General features: G+C 59.3%; 15 protein-coding genes. 7 read left to right on the top strand and 8 right to left on the bottom strand.

From position 1 onward, the window contains the following. Positions 1–70 precede the first annotated feature (70 nt). Both JOY29_RS01800 and JOY29_RS01805 read right to left on the bottom strand, forming a co-directional pair. Entirely contained in the window at positions 71–553 is a 483-nt protein-coding gene (locus JOY29_RS01800) for a hypothetical protein (RefSeq protein WP_300974494.1), read from the bottom strand. Between the two features lies 1 nt (position 554). Next, a complete protein-coding gene (locus JOY29_RS01805; protein WP_300974496.1) occupies positions 555–998 on the bottom strand; it encodes a hypothetical protein in 444 nt (147 codons plus the stop codon). Positions 999–1187: 189 nt separating this feature from the next. Here JOY29_RS01805 and JOY29_RS01810 point away from each other — a divergent pair, with 189 nt between their 5' ends. Genes JOY29_RS01810 through JOY29_RS01820 form a run of 3 tightly spaced genes read left to right on the top strand, consistent with a single transcriptional unit; the run spans position 1188 to position 3296 of the window. Next, positions 1188–1988: a hypothetical protein gene (locus tag JOY29_RS01810; protein WP_300974497.1), complete on the top strand. Its 801-nt coding sequence runs from the start codon at positions 1188–1190 to the stop codon at positions 1986–1988. Next, positions 1985–2470: a hypothetical protein gene (locus tag JOY29_RS01815; protein ID WP_300974498.1), complete on the top strand. Its 486-nt coding sequence runs from the start codon at positions 1985–1987 to the stop codon at positions 2468–2470. The genes JOY29_RS01810 and JOY29_RS01815 overlap by 4 nt, the downstream gene beginning before the upstream one ends. A gap of 1 nt (position 2471) precedes the next feature. Then, on the top strand, positions 2472–3296 hold the full coding sequence (locus JOY29_RS01820; RefSeq protein WP_300974499.1) for an HAD family hydrolase: 825 nt from the start codon (positions 2472–2474) through the stop codon (positions 3294–3296). Between the two features lie 185 nt (positions 3297–3481). Here the strand turns inward: JOY29_RS01820 and JOY29_RS01825 are convergent, their stop codons facing one another. The 3 genes from JOY29_RS01825 to JOY29_RS01835 are packed head-to-tail and all read right to left on the bottom strand — an operon-like array spanning position 3482 to position 10041. Next, complete coding sequence (locus JOY29_RS01825) at positions 3482–4183, bottom strand: DUF3820 family protein (protein WP_300974500.1); 702 nt, start codon at positions 4181–4183, stop codon at positions 3482–3484. After that, positions 4183–7344, bottom strand: coding sequence for an exodeoxyribonuclease V subunit beta (locus tag JOY29_RS01830; protein ID WP_300974501.1), 3162 nt, complete (start codon positions 7342–7344; stop codon positions 4183–4185). Before JOY29_RS01830 ends, JOY29_RS01825 begins: the two co-directional genes overlap by 1 nt. Continuing rightward, the gene (locus JOY29_RS01835; RefSeq protein WP_300974502.1) at positions 7345–10041 is read right to left on the bottom strand and encodes a PD-(D/E)XK nuclease family protein; all 2697 of its coding nucleotides are present in this window, start codon (positions 10039–10041) and stop codon (positions 7345–7347) included. It lies immediately after the preceding gene. 324 nt (positions 10042–10365) lie between these two features. On the opposite strand from JOY29_RS01835, the gene JOY29_RS01840 reads away from it, so the two are divergent. The 4 genes from JOY29_RS01840 (at position 10366) to JOY29_RS01855 (ending at position 13074) form a co-directional block, all read left to right on the top strand. Further along, positions 10366–10734 carry a hypothetical protein gene (locus JOY29_RS01840; protein WP_300974503.1) on the top strand — a complete coding sequence of 123 codons (369 nt, stop codon included), beginning with the start codon at positions 10366–10368 and terminating at the stop codon, positions 10732–10734. Next, positions 10731–11420, top strand: a complete 690-nt coding sequence (locus JOY29_RS01845) for a hypothetical protein (RefSeq protein ID WP_300974504.1) — start codon at positions 10731–10733, stop codon at positions 11418–11420. Before JOY29_RS01840 ends, JOY29_RS01845 begins: the two co-directional genes overlap by 4 nt. Before the next feature lie 170 nt (positions 11421–11590). After that, positions 11591–12406 (top strand): hypothetical protein, encoded by an 816-nt coding sequence (locus JOY29_RS01850; RefSeq protein WP_300974505.1) that lies wholly within the window; start codon positions 11591–11593, stop codon positions 12404–12406. Next, positions 12403–13074, top strand: a complete 672-nt coding sequence (locus tag JOY29_RS01855) for a hypothetical protein (RefSeq protein WP_300974506.1) — start codon at positions 12403–12405, stop codon at positions 13072–13074. The genes JOY29_RS01850 and JOY29_RS01855 overlap by 4 nt, the downstream gene beginning before the upstream one ends. Positions 13075–13522: 448 nt before the next feature. Here JOY29_RS01855 and JOY29_RS01860 read toward each other — a convergent pair whose 3' ends face one another. From JOY29_RS01860 to JOY29_RS01870, 3 genes are all read right to left on the bottom strand, one after another. Beyond that, complete coding sequence (locus JOY29_RS01860; RefSeq protein WP_300974507.1) at positions 13523–14080, bottom strand: hypothetical protein; 558 nt, start codon at positions 14078–14080, stop codon at positions 13523–13525. A 55-nt stretch (positions 14081–14135) separates the two neighbouring features. After that, a complete protein-coding gene (locus tag JOY29_RS01865) occupies positions 14136–14918 on the bottom strand; it encodes a hypothetical protein (RefSeq protein WP_300974508.1) in 783 nt (260 codons plus the stop codon). A gap of 766 nt (positions 14919–15684) precedes the next feature. After that, positions 15685–16563 (bottom strand): hypothetical protein, encoded by an 879-nt coding sequence (locus JOY29_RS01870; protein WP_300974509.1) that lies wholly within the window; start codon positions 16561–16563, stop codon positions 15685–15687. Between the last annotated feature and the right edge of the window lie 288 nt (positions 16564–16851).

The following is a 16851-nucleotide window of genomic DNA, read 5'->3' on the forward strand; positions in this document are numbered from 1 at the left end:
GATGAAGCGGCAACGGCGACGGATAAGCACCTCCTCTTGGCTGGAGATGCGAGAAGAACATCGACGTACGTCAGATCTGGTCGTTTTGCCTGAACGGCACATCGTCGCTGTCCTGGCCGGTCGCGGAAAGAAGTTGGACGTCGAGGCGCAGGCGTCCACGCGGGTCTACCATTCGAGGTACAATGAAGCGGCCCTGGAAACGTCCGCGGTAACCCGGCTCCGTCGACAGCGATAATTTCTGCTCATCCATATGCACAGACGTGCAGTGAATGTGCTCCACACAGTCGTAGAGGCTGTAGCGGGCGCGCAAGTCGACGAGCTGGAGCGCGCTTTGATTGCGATACTCGACTTGGACGGTGAACTGTTGATCACCCTCGGTGGCGTAGTCATGCTGATCCCACGCGATGCTCGTGAGCTTGACGAGTCTTACCGGTACGTTTTTGTCCCACAGTGCCCAGTCGAGCATTTCCTCCACGAGAACCCAGGTAAGAACCGCGAGCAGGAATAGACCGGTGCCGATCGACCGCAGCACGGAGGTGACCAAATCCAGCATCTCAGCTCCAATCGAGAACACCGCCGGTGACCCGGACTTGTGCTCTAAGCGTCCCTCGAATTGTCGGGACGTTTTCGAAGTAAACCCAAGCTTGGGTCCGGCGAGCCAGTCCTGCTGGAGCGAGCAGCTGTAGCCGCGCGGCCTTCCTGGCTACCGGCTCGCAATCATCAGCAACGCGGTGAGAGCAGTCCAGGAGTGTGACGACGACGTCTATGCTCTCGAGCTCAGCGCCGGCGTGATTGGCAATCTGGAGCTTCACCCGAACAGGTACAGAAATCGCTGGATCGCTCATCAGCACGGCATCAGCTTTCCGCACCTCGATGAGGTCCGCGCCTACGTAAGTCTCCGTGTAGACGTTATCCCACACCAGGTAGGCGCCCAGGACGGTGGCGAGCAGGGCGACAGCAATTCGCGCGGTCCGACTGAAGACGACGGCGAAAAACAAGAGGGTGAGCAGGATCGCTATTGGAGTAATTCCCTCTGAGTTTGCATGTGGGAGAGCTGCCTTAGACCTACGACAAACCCGGTCGGGGGCAGGCTGAGGGAAGCCGTATTGTCTTGTACGGACTAGAGTTGCCCGTCACATGTTAACACCTGAGCTGGCGCGAGCTGCTCGGGGGGTAGGGGGCGTGACGTGCAGGGGCTGCTGACATCTGAAGAACGAGCGAAGCCGGTCCCCCTGTGGCTCGCCTGCATCGGCGATCACCTTCCGGCCGAACTCCCGCTGCATGACTTGCTCGACGGCTCGCTCTACTATCCGGCGAGCGGTTTTGATGGAGATCCAATTGCTCTTCTTTCTGGAGCGGTCTTCTCCTTCATCTACGTAGACTATGCGTGCACGAAACAAGCGCTCGAGGCAGCGCTTCAGGAGGGAGGCTTCCGCGGTTATCACGAGCTTGCCCGTCGTGATGTCGCGGAGAGTGAACTTCGAAGCACTAATTCCGTCACAGTCCACCCCACGGCCGCTGAGCTTGAGACGCTGAGCCGAGCGGATTTTCAGCGGGTGAATGAGGCCTTCTGCTCATGGCATGTGTTCGAGCGAAGCGCCGGCTTTGGGCCGGAGCATGGGCCCGAGCGCTTCTCCATGCTGTTCGTTCTTGCAGATGGAGCGGCCGCCTATCAGGCGCTTTACAGCTCCCGTGGCATCACTCCCGCCATTCTCGCCATCATTCAACCTGGTCATGCCTTTGGCGGCAATTATTCCAACTTCTTCGAGCCCGGCGCGCTGCTGCACCGGAGTGTGTGTCAGATGGGTCAGCCCTGGCCTAAGCGCATTCTTGCTGGCTGGTATAAAGGCGCGGCGAGCACGGAGCTCGAGCCTGTCTGGCCGGAGTACAATCAGTGTGTTGCCGCCACGCGCACGCAGCGACACGAGCTGTTCTTGTGGGAGATCAGCCGCCCCAACGAGGGCGTTCGAAAAGGAGTACAGGGATGATTGCTGCGTTGCTGCACACTGCGCTTGACGGCGCTCCATTGCCAGACCGGATAAAGGCTGAAGCGCGCGTGTTCGACTACATGCGTGCGGTTAAAGGGCAGCTCGAGCACGTCGACGATGCGTTGCTTGGGATTGAGCTTATCCGGTCAATTGAGCTGGTTGAAAAGAGCAACCTTCCCGGTCACTGCTACTTGGACATCCACACGTCCGATTACCGCGCTGAGGCGACCTGGCACGTAGCTCGTACCTGCGTTGAATTGCTCAGTCAGCTGTATAATCGCTATCGTGGGTCGAACGTCGCACAGGCGGTTCACAATGAGCTTCTTTGCACCTGTCGCCGCCGCTGGCCCAACTTCCGTGCCGGAGGAATGGCGCCTGTTCAGAACGCCGAGCGGGCGACCGGCATTCGCATAGAAGCAGAGCTGAGGCGCCTGGAAGCGCGCGAAGAGCCCTGGTGGACCATGGCAGGCGAGGGCTACTGAGTTGAGCGCGGCATCGACTCAGGCGGGTACGACTGTTGCCATCGTCTATGACTTTGACGGAACGCTGGCTCCTGGATCAATGCAGGAGCATTCATTCATCCCTGAACTTGGCTATCCCGATCCGCGGGTATTTTGGGCGGAGGTGAAAGCTGAAGCCGAGCGCCATGATGGCGACGGCATCCTCACTTACATGCAGCTGATGCTGCAGAAGTCCGCCAAGCCCTTCACGCGTGCTGATCTTGCCAAGCACGGTGCCGGACTCCCGCTCTTTGAAGGAGTGCGGGAATGGTTCGCTCGCACGAACTCTTTTGCCGGTTCGCTTGGATTGAAATGCGAGCACTATGTGGTCTCTTCGGGGCTCCGCGAGATGATCGAAGCAAGCCCGATCGGAGGCGAGTTCACGCACATCTTTGCGTCGGGCTTCAGCTACTCCGAAGCGGGCGTAGTTCAGGCACCGGCGGTCGCGATCAACTATACGGGGAAAACTCAGTTCCTCTTCCGAATCAACAAGGGTTTGCGCACAACCTGGGACGACAGTGCAGTGAACCGATGGATTCCCATGAATCAACGCCCGGTCCCTTTTGCGCGCATGATCTTCATCGGCGATGGCGACACCGACATTCCAGCGATGAAGATGCTCCGGCTGCAGGGCGGTACGTCCATTGCCGTCTTTGATCCACGAGAGTGGGGGACGGCTGAAGTTCGTCAGAAGATGGAGCTGCTCATTGCGGAAGATCGCGTGAGCTACGTTGCTCCGGCCGACTACCGCGAGGGCACACAATTGGACGTGACTGTTCGAGGGGTCCTGCGCCGAATGGTTCCATAGGCTCTTGGAAAGTGGGCGCCGGCTGCCGGACATGATCCATTGTGTGTTCTGAAGTTCGGCGGACAGCCTCGTTTATCATGGGTGAGCTTAGTTCGTCCGGAGAAAGGCCCGATACTTAAAAGTGCGAGCTCTTTCTGGAGCCGGGCATCCCCGCCTTCTTTCTAGAAAACCAGCTTCGCGAAGGCTCACCGCGTGGTACGCCGAGCAACCTCCTGCTTTGCGTGCCACAGAAGGTCGGCGTCCATATCCTGGTTCAACATCCAGGTCAGATAGTCTGTGGGCACGTCCTGCCACCGCGCACCCCGATGCTTTCCAAATGGGACGCTGGCGATCCTTCGCGGCTGCTCCGTCCACTCAATCATCTGCTGGACTGTGGCGAGCTGCAACAGATCCTGCAGAAGGTGGGCTGTCACCCACGCGTCTGGACCTGCCCTATGCGGCGGCATCGCCAGCGACTTGTCTAAGGAGAAGCCGCGCCAGTAGCGGAGCACTTGGTTGCTATGCTTGGGAGCGTCCGGCCATACGTGAAGAGCAACCTTGTAGGTGCAGATCCATGGAATCGATCCGGTAACCTCGGTCGACAAAAACTTACGCTCGAACAAACAGTTGTGAGCGACGAGCACATCAGGTGGAGCGCCGAAAGAGATTGCGGCGCGCAGGTGTTCTGCTGTGCACGGAAAACAATCCGCACCGAAGTCTGCTTCAGTGAGGTGGTGTACCGCCATCGTTTCCGGCGGAATGCCATTTAGGGGTCGGTAGAGCCACGCCGTAGGTGGCGTTATCGAAAGGCCGTGATCGTCCCAGCAGACATCGCTAAATCCGAACTCTAGGACCTCCGCCGGCGGCTCCATGCCGGTGGTCTCGAGGTCAACTACGCGAAAGCGCATCAGCTCGGAAACTCCGTTGGCTTCACACGGAGTAGCGCCCCAACAAGGGGCATGTGAACGTAAAGCTCGCTGTGAGATCCTGGCCAGGCTTTCTCAAGCGCCTCCGCGTAGAGCCCAAGCTGAGGACCATATCCAGCTGCTCGCGTGTCCCATTGATCCCGTGAACCCGGGAAAGATTTGTGATCGATGATCGCAAAGCCGACATCGTGCTCCACAAGCAGGTCAATTCGGCCGTTCACGAGCTGATCTCCAATGTGCGCTGAGACCGGCGTCTCCCGGTGCACACGGCCGGTCGGCCACCGATTGCGAAGCTCAGCGGCAAGCCGGTCATGTGCGGCAAGCACATCGGGGGCCGCAATTTGATGCACTCCCCAGTTCGCCAGGACACGCTGGGCCAGGCTCAACCTGTCAGCGTGTGACGCAAGCAAATCGTCAGAAGCAATAATGGCATGCACCGCTTCGCCCAACAGGCGCATGTCAGCCTCTCCTACGAGAGGCAGGCGTCCACCAAGCTGAATGCGTTCCACGACCTGATATGACAGGCCGCTTGCGGCACCGCTCGGACGCCGATGCAGGGGAGGGCGCTCAAGAGTCTCCCGGTTGCCGCGAACGAATGCGGGAGAGATCGTGCGCGCCACTGCGGTTTCGGCGGCCGAAAGTACAGCGATGGCAGCCGTAAACTTCTGCTTTCCCGCCGTGATTGATCCTTCGCAGCCTTGCGGCAGATCCACATGAGTCACGCCGTTGCTGTCCAGAACTGAGATCCAGTTAGGCGGAGTTTTGACAGCTGGGGCGAAAACGAGGTGGTCTCGAGCCCGAGTGACTCCCACGTAAAGTAGACGGACTTCCTCATCTCGCGCCCGGGTTAAGGCTTGCTGGCCAATGGGCGAGTTTGCCGCACTTGTGTCGAGATAGACGTCCTTGCCCTGGCTGCCATAGGGCCACGGCCAGAAGCGAATCCATCGACCCTCGAGTGGGTTCTTCCAATCAATCTCGCCATCGGCTTGCGCCACTGGCGCAAACAGGCGAGCTCGCGGTTGCTTTGCGAGACCGGTGAGGATCACGCACGGCCACTCCAAGCCTTTTGCCCCGTGATAGGTCATGACTTTCACGGCATCTTCACGCAGGCTTGGCGGACGCTTTGGCTTCTGAGCCGAGAGTGCGAGCAGCAAACCCGATGATGTGGCGGGCACGCCGGCATTAGAGCAGTTTGCCTCGTACGATCGAGCAAAGCCACGCAATGCTTCTAGATCGTCTAGGCGAGCGGCGACGTCGCCCCAAGACTCGATACGGCGGATTACATCGGGCAGCAGTGCAATAGCGTCTACAAGCTCTCCGGGCGTCAAACCCAGCACCTGCTCACGCAACTGTTCGAGGTGCGGCGTGATCGGAACGACTGCTCGCAAAGCAGCCCGCTGATCCTCGCCGCCGAGCGCCTCAAGCCAAGCTTCAGACTCGGGATCGTCCGCCAGAAAGCGAGCAAGCTCAGCCAGAGCAAGGGTATCGGTGGGGTCCGTAACCCAGCGGTATGCCGCAATGACCAACTCGACGTGTGGTGTTCGCGTAAGACCTTCTCGCTCAACCGCTACCCGGACCCCGACACTGCTTAGGGCTCCAGCAACTTTGGTGATGTCATCCTTGGTACGACAAAGGATGGCCACGTCGCCCGGCCGCATTGGCCTAACGTCCTTGGACTTCGTGCCAACGTTCCACTGGGAGACAGCGCTCACTGCATCCCGGACGGCTTCCGCCAGTGCTGCATATTGTTTCTCAAGCGAGCCCTCGAGCCACCAAACCGAGAGCGGATCGGAGGTGAAGCCATCTTCTTGACGAGCAGTGCCCGAGAAAGCGTGCTCCTCGGGAGCGAGGCCCATCGCGTCAAGTGCCGGTGCGAAGGCTGCATTGACGAAATCGATGATGCCCTCTCGGCTCCTATAGGAACGAGACAACACATCCTGCGGTTTGGAAGTCTGCGCCGCCACTCCTGCGAAGGCGGCTTGGGTCAACAAGCTGTCCGCGTTCCGGAAGCCGTAGATGGCCTGCTTGGGGTCACCGACCCATGTGCTTGCGTCCACCAGCGGAGCCAGCGCGGTGAAGATGGCGATCTGCAGCGGGCTGGAGTCCTGGAACTCATCGACGAATAGGCGCCCGATACGCTCACTTAGGCGAGCCGCTGTGACGGGGTTCTTGAGTGCCTCGAGCGCGAGCGCCTCCTGGTCCGTAAAGTCTAGCAGACCGCGCTCGGCCTTGTATGCCTGAAATGCTGAAAGCGCCTGGGCCGCACATGAGAAAAGCTCCGTGATGAAACGCTTACAGCCCTCCCTCAGCCTCGGATGCTCGGGATGGCGACTTGCCGCTCGGCAGACGTCCTCGAGGGCGGCGACGAATGCCGGTCCATCTTTCTTCGCGCACTTCAGCTTGGACAACCTTGCCCAATCTGGCCAGCACAGTCGTTCTCCTCGGCGATTGGCGGCGTCGATCTGGCGAAGCAGCTTCACAGCCGGCTTTGCGGTCGCACTGAAGTCGGCGGGAATGGCCGCGGCTGCCGCGGAAACGGCCGCCGCAAGATCCTGATCCAGGCGATCTCCGTCCGGCGCGGGCTGGGGGAGCACCTCGAGAAAGGACGCAATCGACTTCTCGCTAGACCGGCGCAGCCCATCCGCACCGATCCCATTCGAGCGAGCAAGCTCGATGATGCGCTGAACGATGACACGCCAGTCGGAGCTGTCGCGCTCGTGTGCTTGCTTTGGCTCGAAGAAGCCCATTGCCTCCGCAAGCTCATTCAGCACCGGTGCGTGTCGTTCGATTGCAGCGTCAGCAGCAACAGCGAAGATCTGCTTGCTGCTATCCTCGGGGATCACCTCGACCCGTGGAGAACGTCCAAGCGCAATGGCATGCTCGGCGACAATCTGCCCGCAGATGGCGTTCAAAGTCCCGAAGCGCGCGCCGAGCAGCCTAGCGGCCTTGTCGGCCTTGCCTGTTTCGAAAAGTTTGGCGCGGGCACGCTCGATAAGTTCGTCCGCAGCTTTGACCGTAAACGTGGTCGCCACGATACCCTCAGGAGGACGGTTTTCGACCTCTTGCGCGATGTCGCTGACGATCCGATAGGTTTTCCCCGTACCGGCGGACGCCACCACGGTCCTGATGTTTGAGCCGCCCATCTAGATCGCCTCCGCCGCAACACGGCATAGGCCAGTGAGCTCGCAGTACTGGCATGGCTCTTTGCCAGGGGTGAGGGGCAAGTCAGCCGGGAAATGAACTTCCGCAGCCTTCGCGCCCGTAGCCACAAGATCGCCCCGTTGCGCGAGGTCACGCCACGAGCGCCAAGTGGTCACCATCGCCGTCCAGGTGTCCTCGAGGCTTTGCTCGCTTTCAACTGCTTCGTCAGCGAGAAAGCTGCCCACAAAGCCGAGCAAGCGCCGTTGATTGAGAAGGTAGTAGGCACCTTGCGCGCGCCCGCTTCCGACATGGTCCGCGATGGCTCCATACGTCGCCAGCTGCACCGCGCGACCTTCTGCGATTTCTGTGCGGCGCCGGTTCGCGCTCCTGCTCCATTTTAGATCGATGACGCCAAGCCCGTGAACAGGATGGCGAACCACAAGGTCGAGCCTGCCGCCAACGGATAATCCTTGGCCGAAATCTCGAGATCGCTCGAGCTCAGTCCCAACGATCTCGACCCCCATCTCCCCAAGCATTCCTGCTAGCTTTGAGAGTGCCTGCGGCACTCGTGAACGGGCGGCTGCAAGCTCTCCCGCATATTCTGGCTGCTGGAGAGGCGTTGCGATTGCTCCAAGCACTCTCTCGAACTCGGCCTGAGCTTCGGCGAGGATGGCTGTGGGATCGCCCGGCGCCCCCGGCCGCAGCACGCTGTTTGCGATTTCGTGCGCGAGGTTTCCGAGCAGTTGGTCCGGTCCAGGGATCTCCGCTACCCGGCTGCGGGACAGCCTAAAGACCTCCAGCAACATCCAGCGCATCTGGCAGTCCAACAGGCGCTCGAAACTCGTGGCGCTTTCGACCCGGGCCGCAAGTCTGGCGCGGGCGGCTTCAGGCAGGCGCCACGCTGCGCGCTCCTGGGGAGGAGTAGTGGGGGAGAGGCGCTCGCGACGAAGGTCTCGGCCGGCGAGCAGGAGGCTCTCTGCCTCGAAAAGATGCTCCGCCCTCCAGGTCACGCGATCCCGAACTGGCGCCACCATTGGCTCGAGCTGATGGGCGAGGGGATGGCTGGTAGTGTGTTCGCCACCGCAAAGCGCAGGCGTGACCACCAGAAGCCGTTCGCCCGCGCGCCGCACTGCGTTCGCATGGGCCAACGCAGTCCGGCGAGCGAAAGTAGCCGGTTCCTCTAGGTGGCACCCGTCCGCAGCAAGGGCGCTGACTTCCGCATTCGTCCATGGTGAGGGAGGAGCCTTCTCACCCGGCCCCTTGAAGTCCCACCAGATGACCCGAGGTGCTTCACTCCAGATGGCAGCAGGACTTCGCACGCAACGCAGGCCGCCGGCCTTGGGAATGTGCGCTGGGTTCTTCGCTCCGTCTGCGAGCACCTGGTCGAGCATTCGTTCAAGGAGAAGGGCAGGCAGGGTTTCTAGGCCGAGCATGTCGATTGCTTCAGCAAGCCCACGGGCCGCCCGGGCAACGGACAGAAGGAGTGGATCATCCTTTCCAGCGTCGAGTTGAAGGGCCCATTGACCGACTCGAGTAGCAATGGCCCTTGCTCTGCTCGCAGGCATGCCCTCGGTGCGAGCGTAGTTGCTTCCGCTCGTCCATTCGCGCCAGCTTGCTAGCCTCCGGTTGGCGTCAGTCCGGGTCAACTCTCCGCCGGCAACTCGCGCATCCAAGTCGGCTTCAATCTCTGCCCAGGCGTTTGCCCACCTAGCCCCACCAGTTCCGGGCTCGCGGCTTAGCGCATAAGCCAACTTGCGAGCTTGTTTGCGCGGAATGGGGGGGCGAGGAAGCATAAGCAAATCGAGCAGGGCTTTGGCGTTGAAAGGAGCCCAGGCAGCTGCAAACGAGAGCGGCAGCACTTGAAGCGCTCCTCGCCACGGAGAAGCAACTGATTGGCCCAGGGCCGGCAGCCCGCGAGCCTCGAGTGCAAGATCAAGTAGGGCTGTGTCGCCATCTTCGCTGATGACAACGGTGCCCTGGAGTTCTTCCTCGGTCCCATGAGAAAGCCACTCGGCAATTGCCTCGGCACCGCTGAGGGCCGTGTCTGACTTCACATGCACGAAGCTTCCGTCACCTTGCAGCTGACCGGTGGTCCCCGCAGCCATGAAGTGCTGAAGCAACCCGAGGTCGCCAGCGGCGACTTGACCCTCAGCCTGAGGTTCCATCACCGCGACACCGCACCGGCAGAGCTTCTCGATCAAAGTGCGCCAGTGAGGAGGAAGGATTTCAAGCGCCTCAATAAGGTGAAGCACTTGAATGGAAAGGGAAGGTCCAGCTTCGAGGGCACGGCAGACATTTTGCAGCCGATCTGCAACGCCGTCGGGCAGTTTGGCACCAGAACGCTCAACTAACGCCAGCGCACCAGGGCGTTGCGGTCCCGCAGCGGCAATTGTCCAGCCGCCCGCTACGAGCTCATCCCGCCACTGAAGCAGAGTTGCTGCCGTTGCCCAAGGATCAATGGTGACCGATTGAGCAAAGAAAAGGTCTGGCTGAGCCTCGAGAGCAGCCCTCAGCTTTGCGGCATAGCAGGCCACGCGTGCCGCCTGTGACGCCGGGGGGCGGGTAAGGCCAAGCTGAACTTCTACAGCGCTGAGCAGCCCGAGAGGGCCCACGACCGCCGCGCCAAACACCCCTTCGATTCCGCCTTGGAAATCTGGGTAGCATGAACTGTCGCAAGCCATGCCAAATACCAGCTTCATCGTACGCCCCCTACACCGGACCGACTTCTCAGCCGCCCGCACTCTGTCCCCTCCGTGCGAGCCAGTTCTTGCTGGTCGCCCCGGTCGCCGCCCCTGGCGAATAGGCGATACCTCTATCCGGCCACCGTTGAGAAGATCATCGATAAGTTTCTTCGAGCCGAGGAGGCTTAGCTGAGGCACCAGGAACCTCAGAGGATTCTAGAGTGCCTGGCCTCTCAAGCGAAGGCCTCCTGACGGTGCGCTTGCACGCTCACTTATGTTGCGGTTCGGCACGACAAAAGCGGTCGTGCGAGGGTTGCAGCGCTGGGCCGGGAGGATGCCTTCGTGGCCTTTCTGCTTGCCAAATCGCAAAGCTGTGCGAGCAACCGTTATCTACAAGGTCGACATGGAGCCCGGATGTCCACGAACGTCATAATCGATCTGCGCTACTTCGACGCGTACTATTTCGAAGACCCGGGAGAAGTGCCGGGCACGCCGCCAACCGGCTACGCGCTGAAGCCGGAAGTTGAGCAATGGATACGCGACAACGGCGGCTGCGACGGCTGGCGCATGGTCGACATCGAGACCTCCCATGACATTTTCGAACTCTGTGTGGAGGTGACCTTCTCCGTCCCGGTAAGAGCGGCGGAATTTCGAGCACGGTTTCCGCTTGATAGCTTCATTCGCGAACGCGCGGGCACGAGCTCTAGATGACAGCTCAGGTAGAACGCCTCCCGCCGGAATGGAGCGAGTGGCTAATCAGAGGTTGGCACGGGATCACCGCGACCGAATGGGCGCGAGAATATATGCCAAGAAAGCTCGCTTCAGACCTTTCAACCTACGAGAACCTGGAAGCAGATCGTCCGCGCTTTGCGAGGGCTTTGCGCCGGCAACGGCGTAACACCGTCGCTGATCTGCTCCGCTTTCAACATCATCTGCCTTGGGACCGGAGCGGTGCGATCCGATTTTTCCGTGAAGCTACGGCTGAGCCGCATTCGAGAACGGAGAAGGAGCATGCACTGCCCGTCTCACAATTGAAGTCGCTTGTGCTCATGGCTCTGGAGGACAGAGACCAGGAACAAGCTTTGCGACGGCTGTGGTTCGGATGGTTATGTCCCACGATTGAAGTCAGTTCTGCGACACACCGTTTGATTAGCAAGGGTCAGGAACGTCGCTGCACGTCCTTTGATTTTCCCCTGAGCCGGTACCGGGGAATTCCCCTCATCCGCTTTGACGGGGTCGCCGTCGATGCTTCCACCTACTCGATCGCCGAATTGCTACGCGACCTTGGCGCCGTTCCGGGGCTCGAGCCGATAGTCAGTGAGCTTAAGTCGCTGGAACTACCCACCGCTGAAGAGGAGGAGTTGTGGACTCGTTCGCAAACGAGGCGTGGTGACTGACACCAGGTAACAGAGCGAGGGAGAGTATTGGGTAGCCAGTCTTTTCAAGCTCGGGTTAAGCGTGATCCGCACGTCTGACTAATTTCAGTTCGATATGACGGCGACGCTAGCAGTGGCCAGGTCTTCCAGATCCTGGAATAAACATGAAGTCGGCTGCTCCGGGGGGTACCATGAAGCGCGTATTTGAAGAAGATATCGGGGACGCGAAACTGGTCATTGCGCAAGCAGCCGAAGGTTACGTCGGTACCTTGTGGCGAGAGGGCAAAAGAACCGACACGATCCAACATTCCGACCTCGGCGTCTTGAAGGCCAGCCTCCGCAATCAAGCGGGCAAACTCCACCCGGATTATTACGGAATTGAAGGGGCAAAGGCGAGGTTTTGCAGCTTCTTCCCGGGCGGCTTTTCCGATGCCACCTACCAGGCGCAGGAGCGGGACTATAAGGACAAGGCCCGTGCCGCCTTGCTCGCTGTGGCGCCTCTGGAAGAAGCACTCGACGCGACTTCCGAGATCGCTCTGGCGTGTCGCAAGGGGCTCGCGACCAATCTGCTGTCCCGCTTCGAGGCCGCCCGCCTAAGCGAGGTACTTGCTTCTAACGAAGGGCCTGCCTTTGTGCGCGCAGCAGCGAGCTTCGCGCTCGAGCCCAGTCAGGAATGCCTGGACGCAATGGAGAAGGCGATCCTGCCGCATGGCCGGAGCTCCTGGCCCCTAGTCACCTATCTTCCTTATTTCTGGGCCCCAGAGACGCAGATGTTCCTGAAACCCGAAGCGACGAATGATTTCGCTCTACGCGTCGGACATCATTTCGCTCGTGCGTACGAATCTACTCTGAACTTTGATGTTTATGTGGCCCTGCTCGAGCTGGCGCAGTGGACGGAGCGAGAGATCCAAGAGCTGGAGCCACGTGATCGCATCGACGTCCAATCGTTCATCTGGGTCGTTGGCGATTACACCGACGCTGATCGGATGGATGCGCCCGCACCATGAGCCGGATCGGTCGCCTAAACCTTGCGATGCGCCAGCCGGAGGATGTGATACCGCATCTCGGTAAACCCACCCATTGGAAAGAAGGCCGCTCAGCCAAGTCACTCGCTGATGCCTGGTTTGCGGCCAACGACGTTCCGGCCGATGTCCGAGCGGTGCTCGACAAGGCAGACGAATATCGAGGGGCTACGCTCATCGATGCCTTTCTGGAACGATGCACCGATCTTCAGGATGGCCGCGGGACCCCGTCACAAACAGACCTGCTGGCAATCCTCGCTACGGACTCTGGTTTGTCGGTAATGGGAGTGGAGGCCAAGGTCATCGAGAGCTTCGGACCCATCGTTGAAGAATGGCTCGACGGCGCCTCGGGCAAAGAGCAGCGACTACAGCGATTGTGCGCGCAGCTCGATCTAGATCGAGCTGCGGCCCTTCGCCTCCGCTATCAGCTACTGCATCGCACCGTCGCGGCGATGCTTGAGGCTAGACGCTACCGCACATCTCAAGCGCTGATGCTGGTTCAAAGCTTCTGCCCTGAGCGAACTGGCTTCGCGGACTTTGCCGCCTTTGTCGAAGCGCTTGGGTTCGGCGCGATCGAGCCTGATCGCCTGAGCCCCTCGCGCGAACTAAGCGACTTGAATGTGAGGCTTGGCTGGGTTGCAAGCGCGAAGTGATCCATCGCCAGAGCGCCATTCTCAAGATAGGCTTGTGATGCTCGCCCGCGCCGACCGCATCAAGCGAGTAGGGACCAAGCGCGTTTGTTCTGGCCACTTTCCTGAATGGGGTGCCCCTCGCGCTTGGAGTGAGCCACCACCGCAGAATCGGGTTCGAAAAGGTTCTCGGCTACAAAGCGGGAGCTCAGCCTCGCAGAGCACCGTCGTTGCGGTGTCGCACGAAGCGAGTCCTCATCTTCTTGCAGTGCAGGAACAATTAGCTCCCACATCGAAGGCGCAGCTCGAAGACTTAACTCATCGAAGTCGTCGAGTGCGAACACTCGGTCGTACAAGCCGGTGGAGAAACGCGGAGTTATAGTCCATCCCAGTTGAGGTGAAGTTCAGCTGCACGATCGTAGAAGCTGAGCGGCTCTTCCTCGCTCCATACGTCGTCATTGTCTGCTTCTTCCTACTCGTCATCATCGCGAAGCGGAGTAACTAGCCCATCAGGCGAGCACATCATTTCTCTTGTGAGTCCAGGAAATGCTCTTCTCATGTCCTCAAAGCCATCGCCGATGTTTTCGATCAAGATGTCGCGATCGGCTCGATAAGGGCCCGGCATAACCTGGTAGTCCTGTGTCGACCGGAGTCGCGCCCTGGGTGGGTGGAATACAGTCTGCACCGGCGGTGCAAGCAGCGTTTTGAGGCCGTAGATTGCGGATAACGCGCGTGCCTCGCTATCGGCACGGTTGCGCCTGACGAGCCCAGTCCAGCGAGGGGCGGAGAGCGTGCCGCTTCGATCAATCCTCACATCCTCTTCATACCTGAGGAGGTGCTTCTCATACGCGATCAGATCCGCGAAGATCTTGCCTTCTACACGTCGCCGCCTCGAGCTCAGGGCTGGGATGACGAGCAAGGGTCCCTCGTCGCGTCCTGCGTTTAGATGTTGAGCCAATGGGTCGGGACCGTCCGTAGGTTCATGCACGCCTGACCAATCAACGATCACTTTGGGCACGGTGGCGATCATTACCTGTGTGTTCTCCTCCAGGCGTAGCTGCGGGTGTGACGGTAAAACCTTGACCTTACTTCTTCCTAACCTCTTCTAAATCCCACCAGTCGTTTATCGCGCCACTCTCATCGAGCAAAAAAGCGCATTCCACGGTACCGATCAAAACTTGAAATCGTGTTTTCTCGTCCAATAGGTTGGCATCTGTTGGGATCTGGGTCGTGGCAAGGGTGGAGAATGCCAACGCTTTCTGAAGGTCAACAATCAATGCCGCGGGAGCTCTAGAGAGCTTCTTGGCATCGCTCGGAGTAAAACTTCCGCTGAAAGTTGCATTTCCTTCCTCTTCAAGAGAGGGGTCGTGAAGCAACCAAGAGGTTAGCTCGCGCTTCTGCACTCGTCGTGTTGCGCCAAAAGCATTGCTCCCGAGATAGGAGCCTGATTTCGCCGTGAATGTTCTAATATTGAAGGACATACCGTCCACGGCTGACTGCGGAATGCTTCCGCCTTGGTCGCCATAGGCCAGCCTAGCAGACATCCAGTTGTAAGACTCGGCAAGGCCGTACGCTGCCATGTCATAGCTTAGCTTCTCGGTGTCGGCATCGTACGAGATAGGAAAGCGTACCCGATCCACTCGGAAGATTGCTTTGGCTGGCAGGGTCCGACGAACCGCGCCTAGGCGGAGCTCGAATTCACTTGTTTTCTCAAACTTACCTCGCGTGACACTCGCAAGCTTGGCGACAATGGCCGCGAAATCAGCGTAAACCGGCTTCTTCCCCAGATACGTCTCGCAGAAGTGGGGAGCGGCTTGAGCCTGGGCGGGCGGCTGAGAAGCCGCTGCGACGATCATCAATGCCAGCATGCTTACCTTCGCTGCCTCCGTCAGAACGGCTGGCTGTCAATGCACCGATACTTCCTTCAAAGCCAGGGTGTTAGCGTCGGCAATAGGTTAAGAACGATAATCAAAGCCTCCTGCAGGCCGGGCAGAGCTGAACGACTGGAATCACGAATTGGTAAAACGAAACGGATGGTCCGTCTTCGGAAATCAGAGATAATAGCCCACATAGACGTACGCCCGTCGTCGGGATCGGCAGCGCAGGACTGAATGCCGACTTGTGCTTCTGCTCAGACGCAAGGACCCGCTAAACGCATGCCCAATCTACAATCCACTCGCCTGTGAACTGGCGTTCTCCTTCTAGCCAGGGGCAGCCATTCGAGCCCGCCTTTTGCTGAGCCCTGGGGTGGGTATCTGCGGCCTAGTGCAAGCTGCAGAGCGTTGACGGATTAACTCACACGAGACTGTAGTCCAGAGCCTCGTCTTGAACTCAAGACTTCGGCCTCACCCCCCGATGAACGAAGCCACGAACGTCTGCTTGCAGGTGTCCTTGGACTTGGCGCGCCTTCGGGAAGGGCGCAAAAGCCGGCGCCTGCTCAAAGCCGGCGTCATGCTCCGCATGAACCTTCGTCGGCTATTCTCCTGCGTTCACCCGAAAGCCGCCGGTCCGCTCTCCACCAGGAGAAGCACTGCGGGAACATCAGCATATAACTGCAGGCCGCTAACGCAGCGACTCTCAAGGTGCCAACGGTATTCTCGAGATCGAAATCGCATTGGCCAAGCGGGGACCGCATTAGAGAAAGCGGGAAACCGACATCCACAGCACCAAGGCAGATAGAGTTGCTACTGTGGCCAGAGCGGCCTTTGTCGAACGCGAAACCCTACCTACTAACCAGGCCGCCACACCAGCGGCGACGAAGAGCACCACGTTGGTCCCCGGCGCTTGACCCTGTGAAAAGGCAGACCTCAAAACATATTCCCCGCCCGTTCCCAGCACGACAACCCAGTACAAACTCTTCTTCAGCGCTTTCTCGTCGAAATTCGAAGTTCCGGCAGGTTCCGGTTGTTTCGCTTCGGCGATGCTATCGTACGTTCTTGGGGCGGGCTTTGAGCCGGCGCTTTCTCCAGGTCCGGGTGCACGAGGTTCCGAACTCCCGATCAGCTTCGGGCTGCAGGCCGCCTCCGCAGTAAGTACCCCTAAATTTGCCTCAGATCGCGTGGTAGGCATTGCCACGTGCCAACGAGTAAAAAGCAGGTACCCTCCGCCGAGAACTATGATAGCTCCTATGAGCTCTGCTCCGTTTCCAAAGAAGAGATCGTCCACTCCCCCCGGCGAGAGCGCGTCTCCTATCTCCTCTCCCATGAAGAAAGCGGCAGACATCAAAGCAGCGCCAGCAAACATGATCTTCGCAGCTGCACTTCTGGTCACCCAAACCTGCAATGGGGGCACAAGTAAAATGATGAGAATAACCGCCGCCAGTGTGGCATGAAAATCGGGCGTTGCGTTCAGCCTCAGTGCAAGACAGGTGAAAGCCACGATTATTAGAAATGTAGGACTTGGAACCCGATAGGGTGCAAGGGCTTGTGATAAATAGGCCAACATGTACCCTAAAGCTGCAAATGCGATCCCAGACGTCACTGAGGCCGCAACGTCAATCTCGTAATCGCTCATGAAGGGAAGGCTCGTCCCTAAGATGAATCCGAGCCCTGGCCAAACAACGAAATGGAACTTCCTCGGCGACCTCACCAGATATGAGCGGAGCATTCAGAATCCCAACCTCTGCTGTTGACATCTTTTGAGTGAAGGTACGCGTAGGAGAGAGCACTGTGTATCTACTTCGCCACAGCTGGATAGCCCAATCAAACGCTAACGGCGTAAGGACCTGAGTGAACAAGCGTCTGCTCTGCGCCCCTGCAAACCGAAAGCGGCCGTTCCGCTTCCCACCAGCAGATTCCTTGC

It is taken from the genome of Sphingomonas sp. LHG3406-1, assembly GCF_029637485.1.
GTDB lineage: Bacteria > Pseudomonadota > Alphaproteobacteria > Sphingomonadales > Sphingomonadaceae > Sphingomicrobium.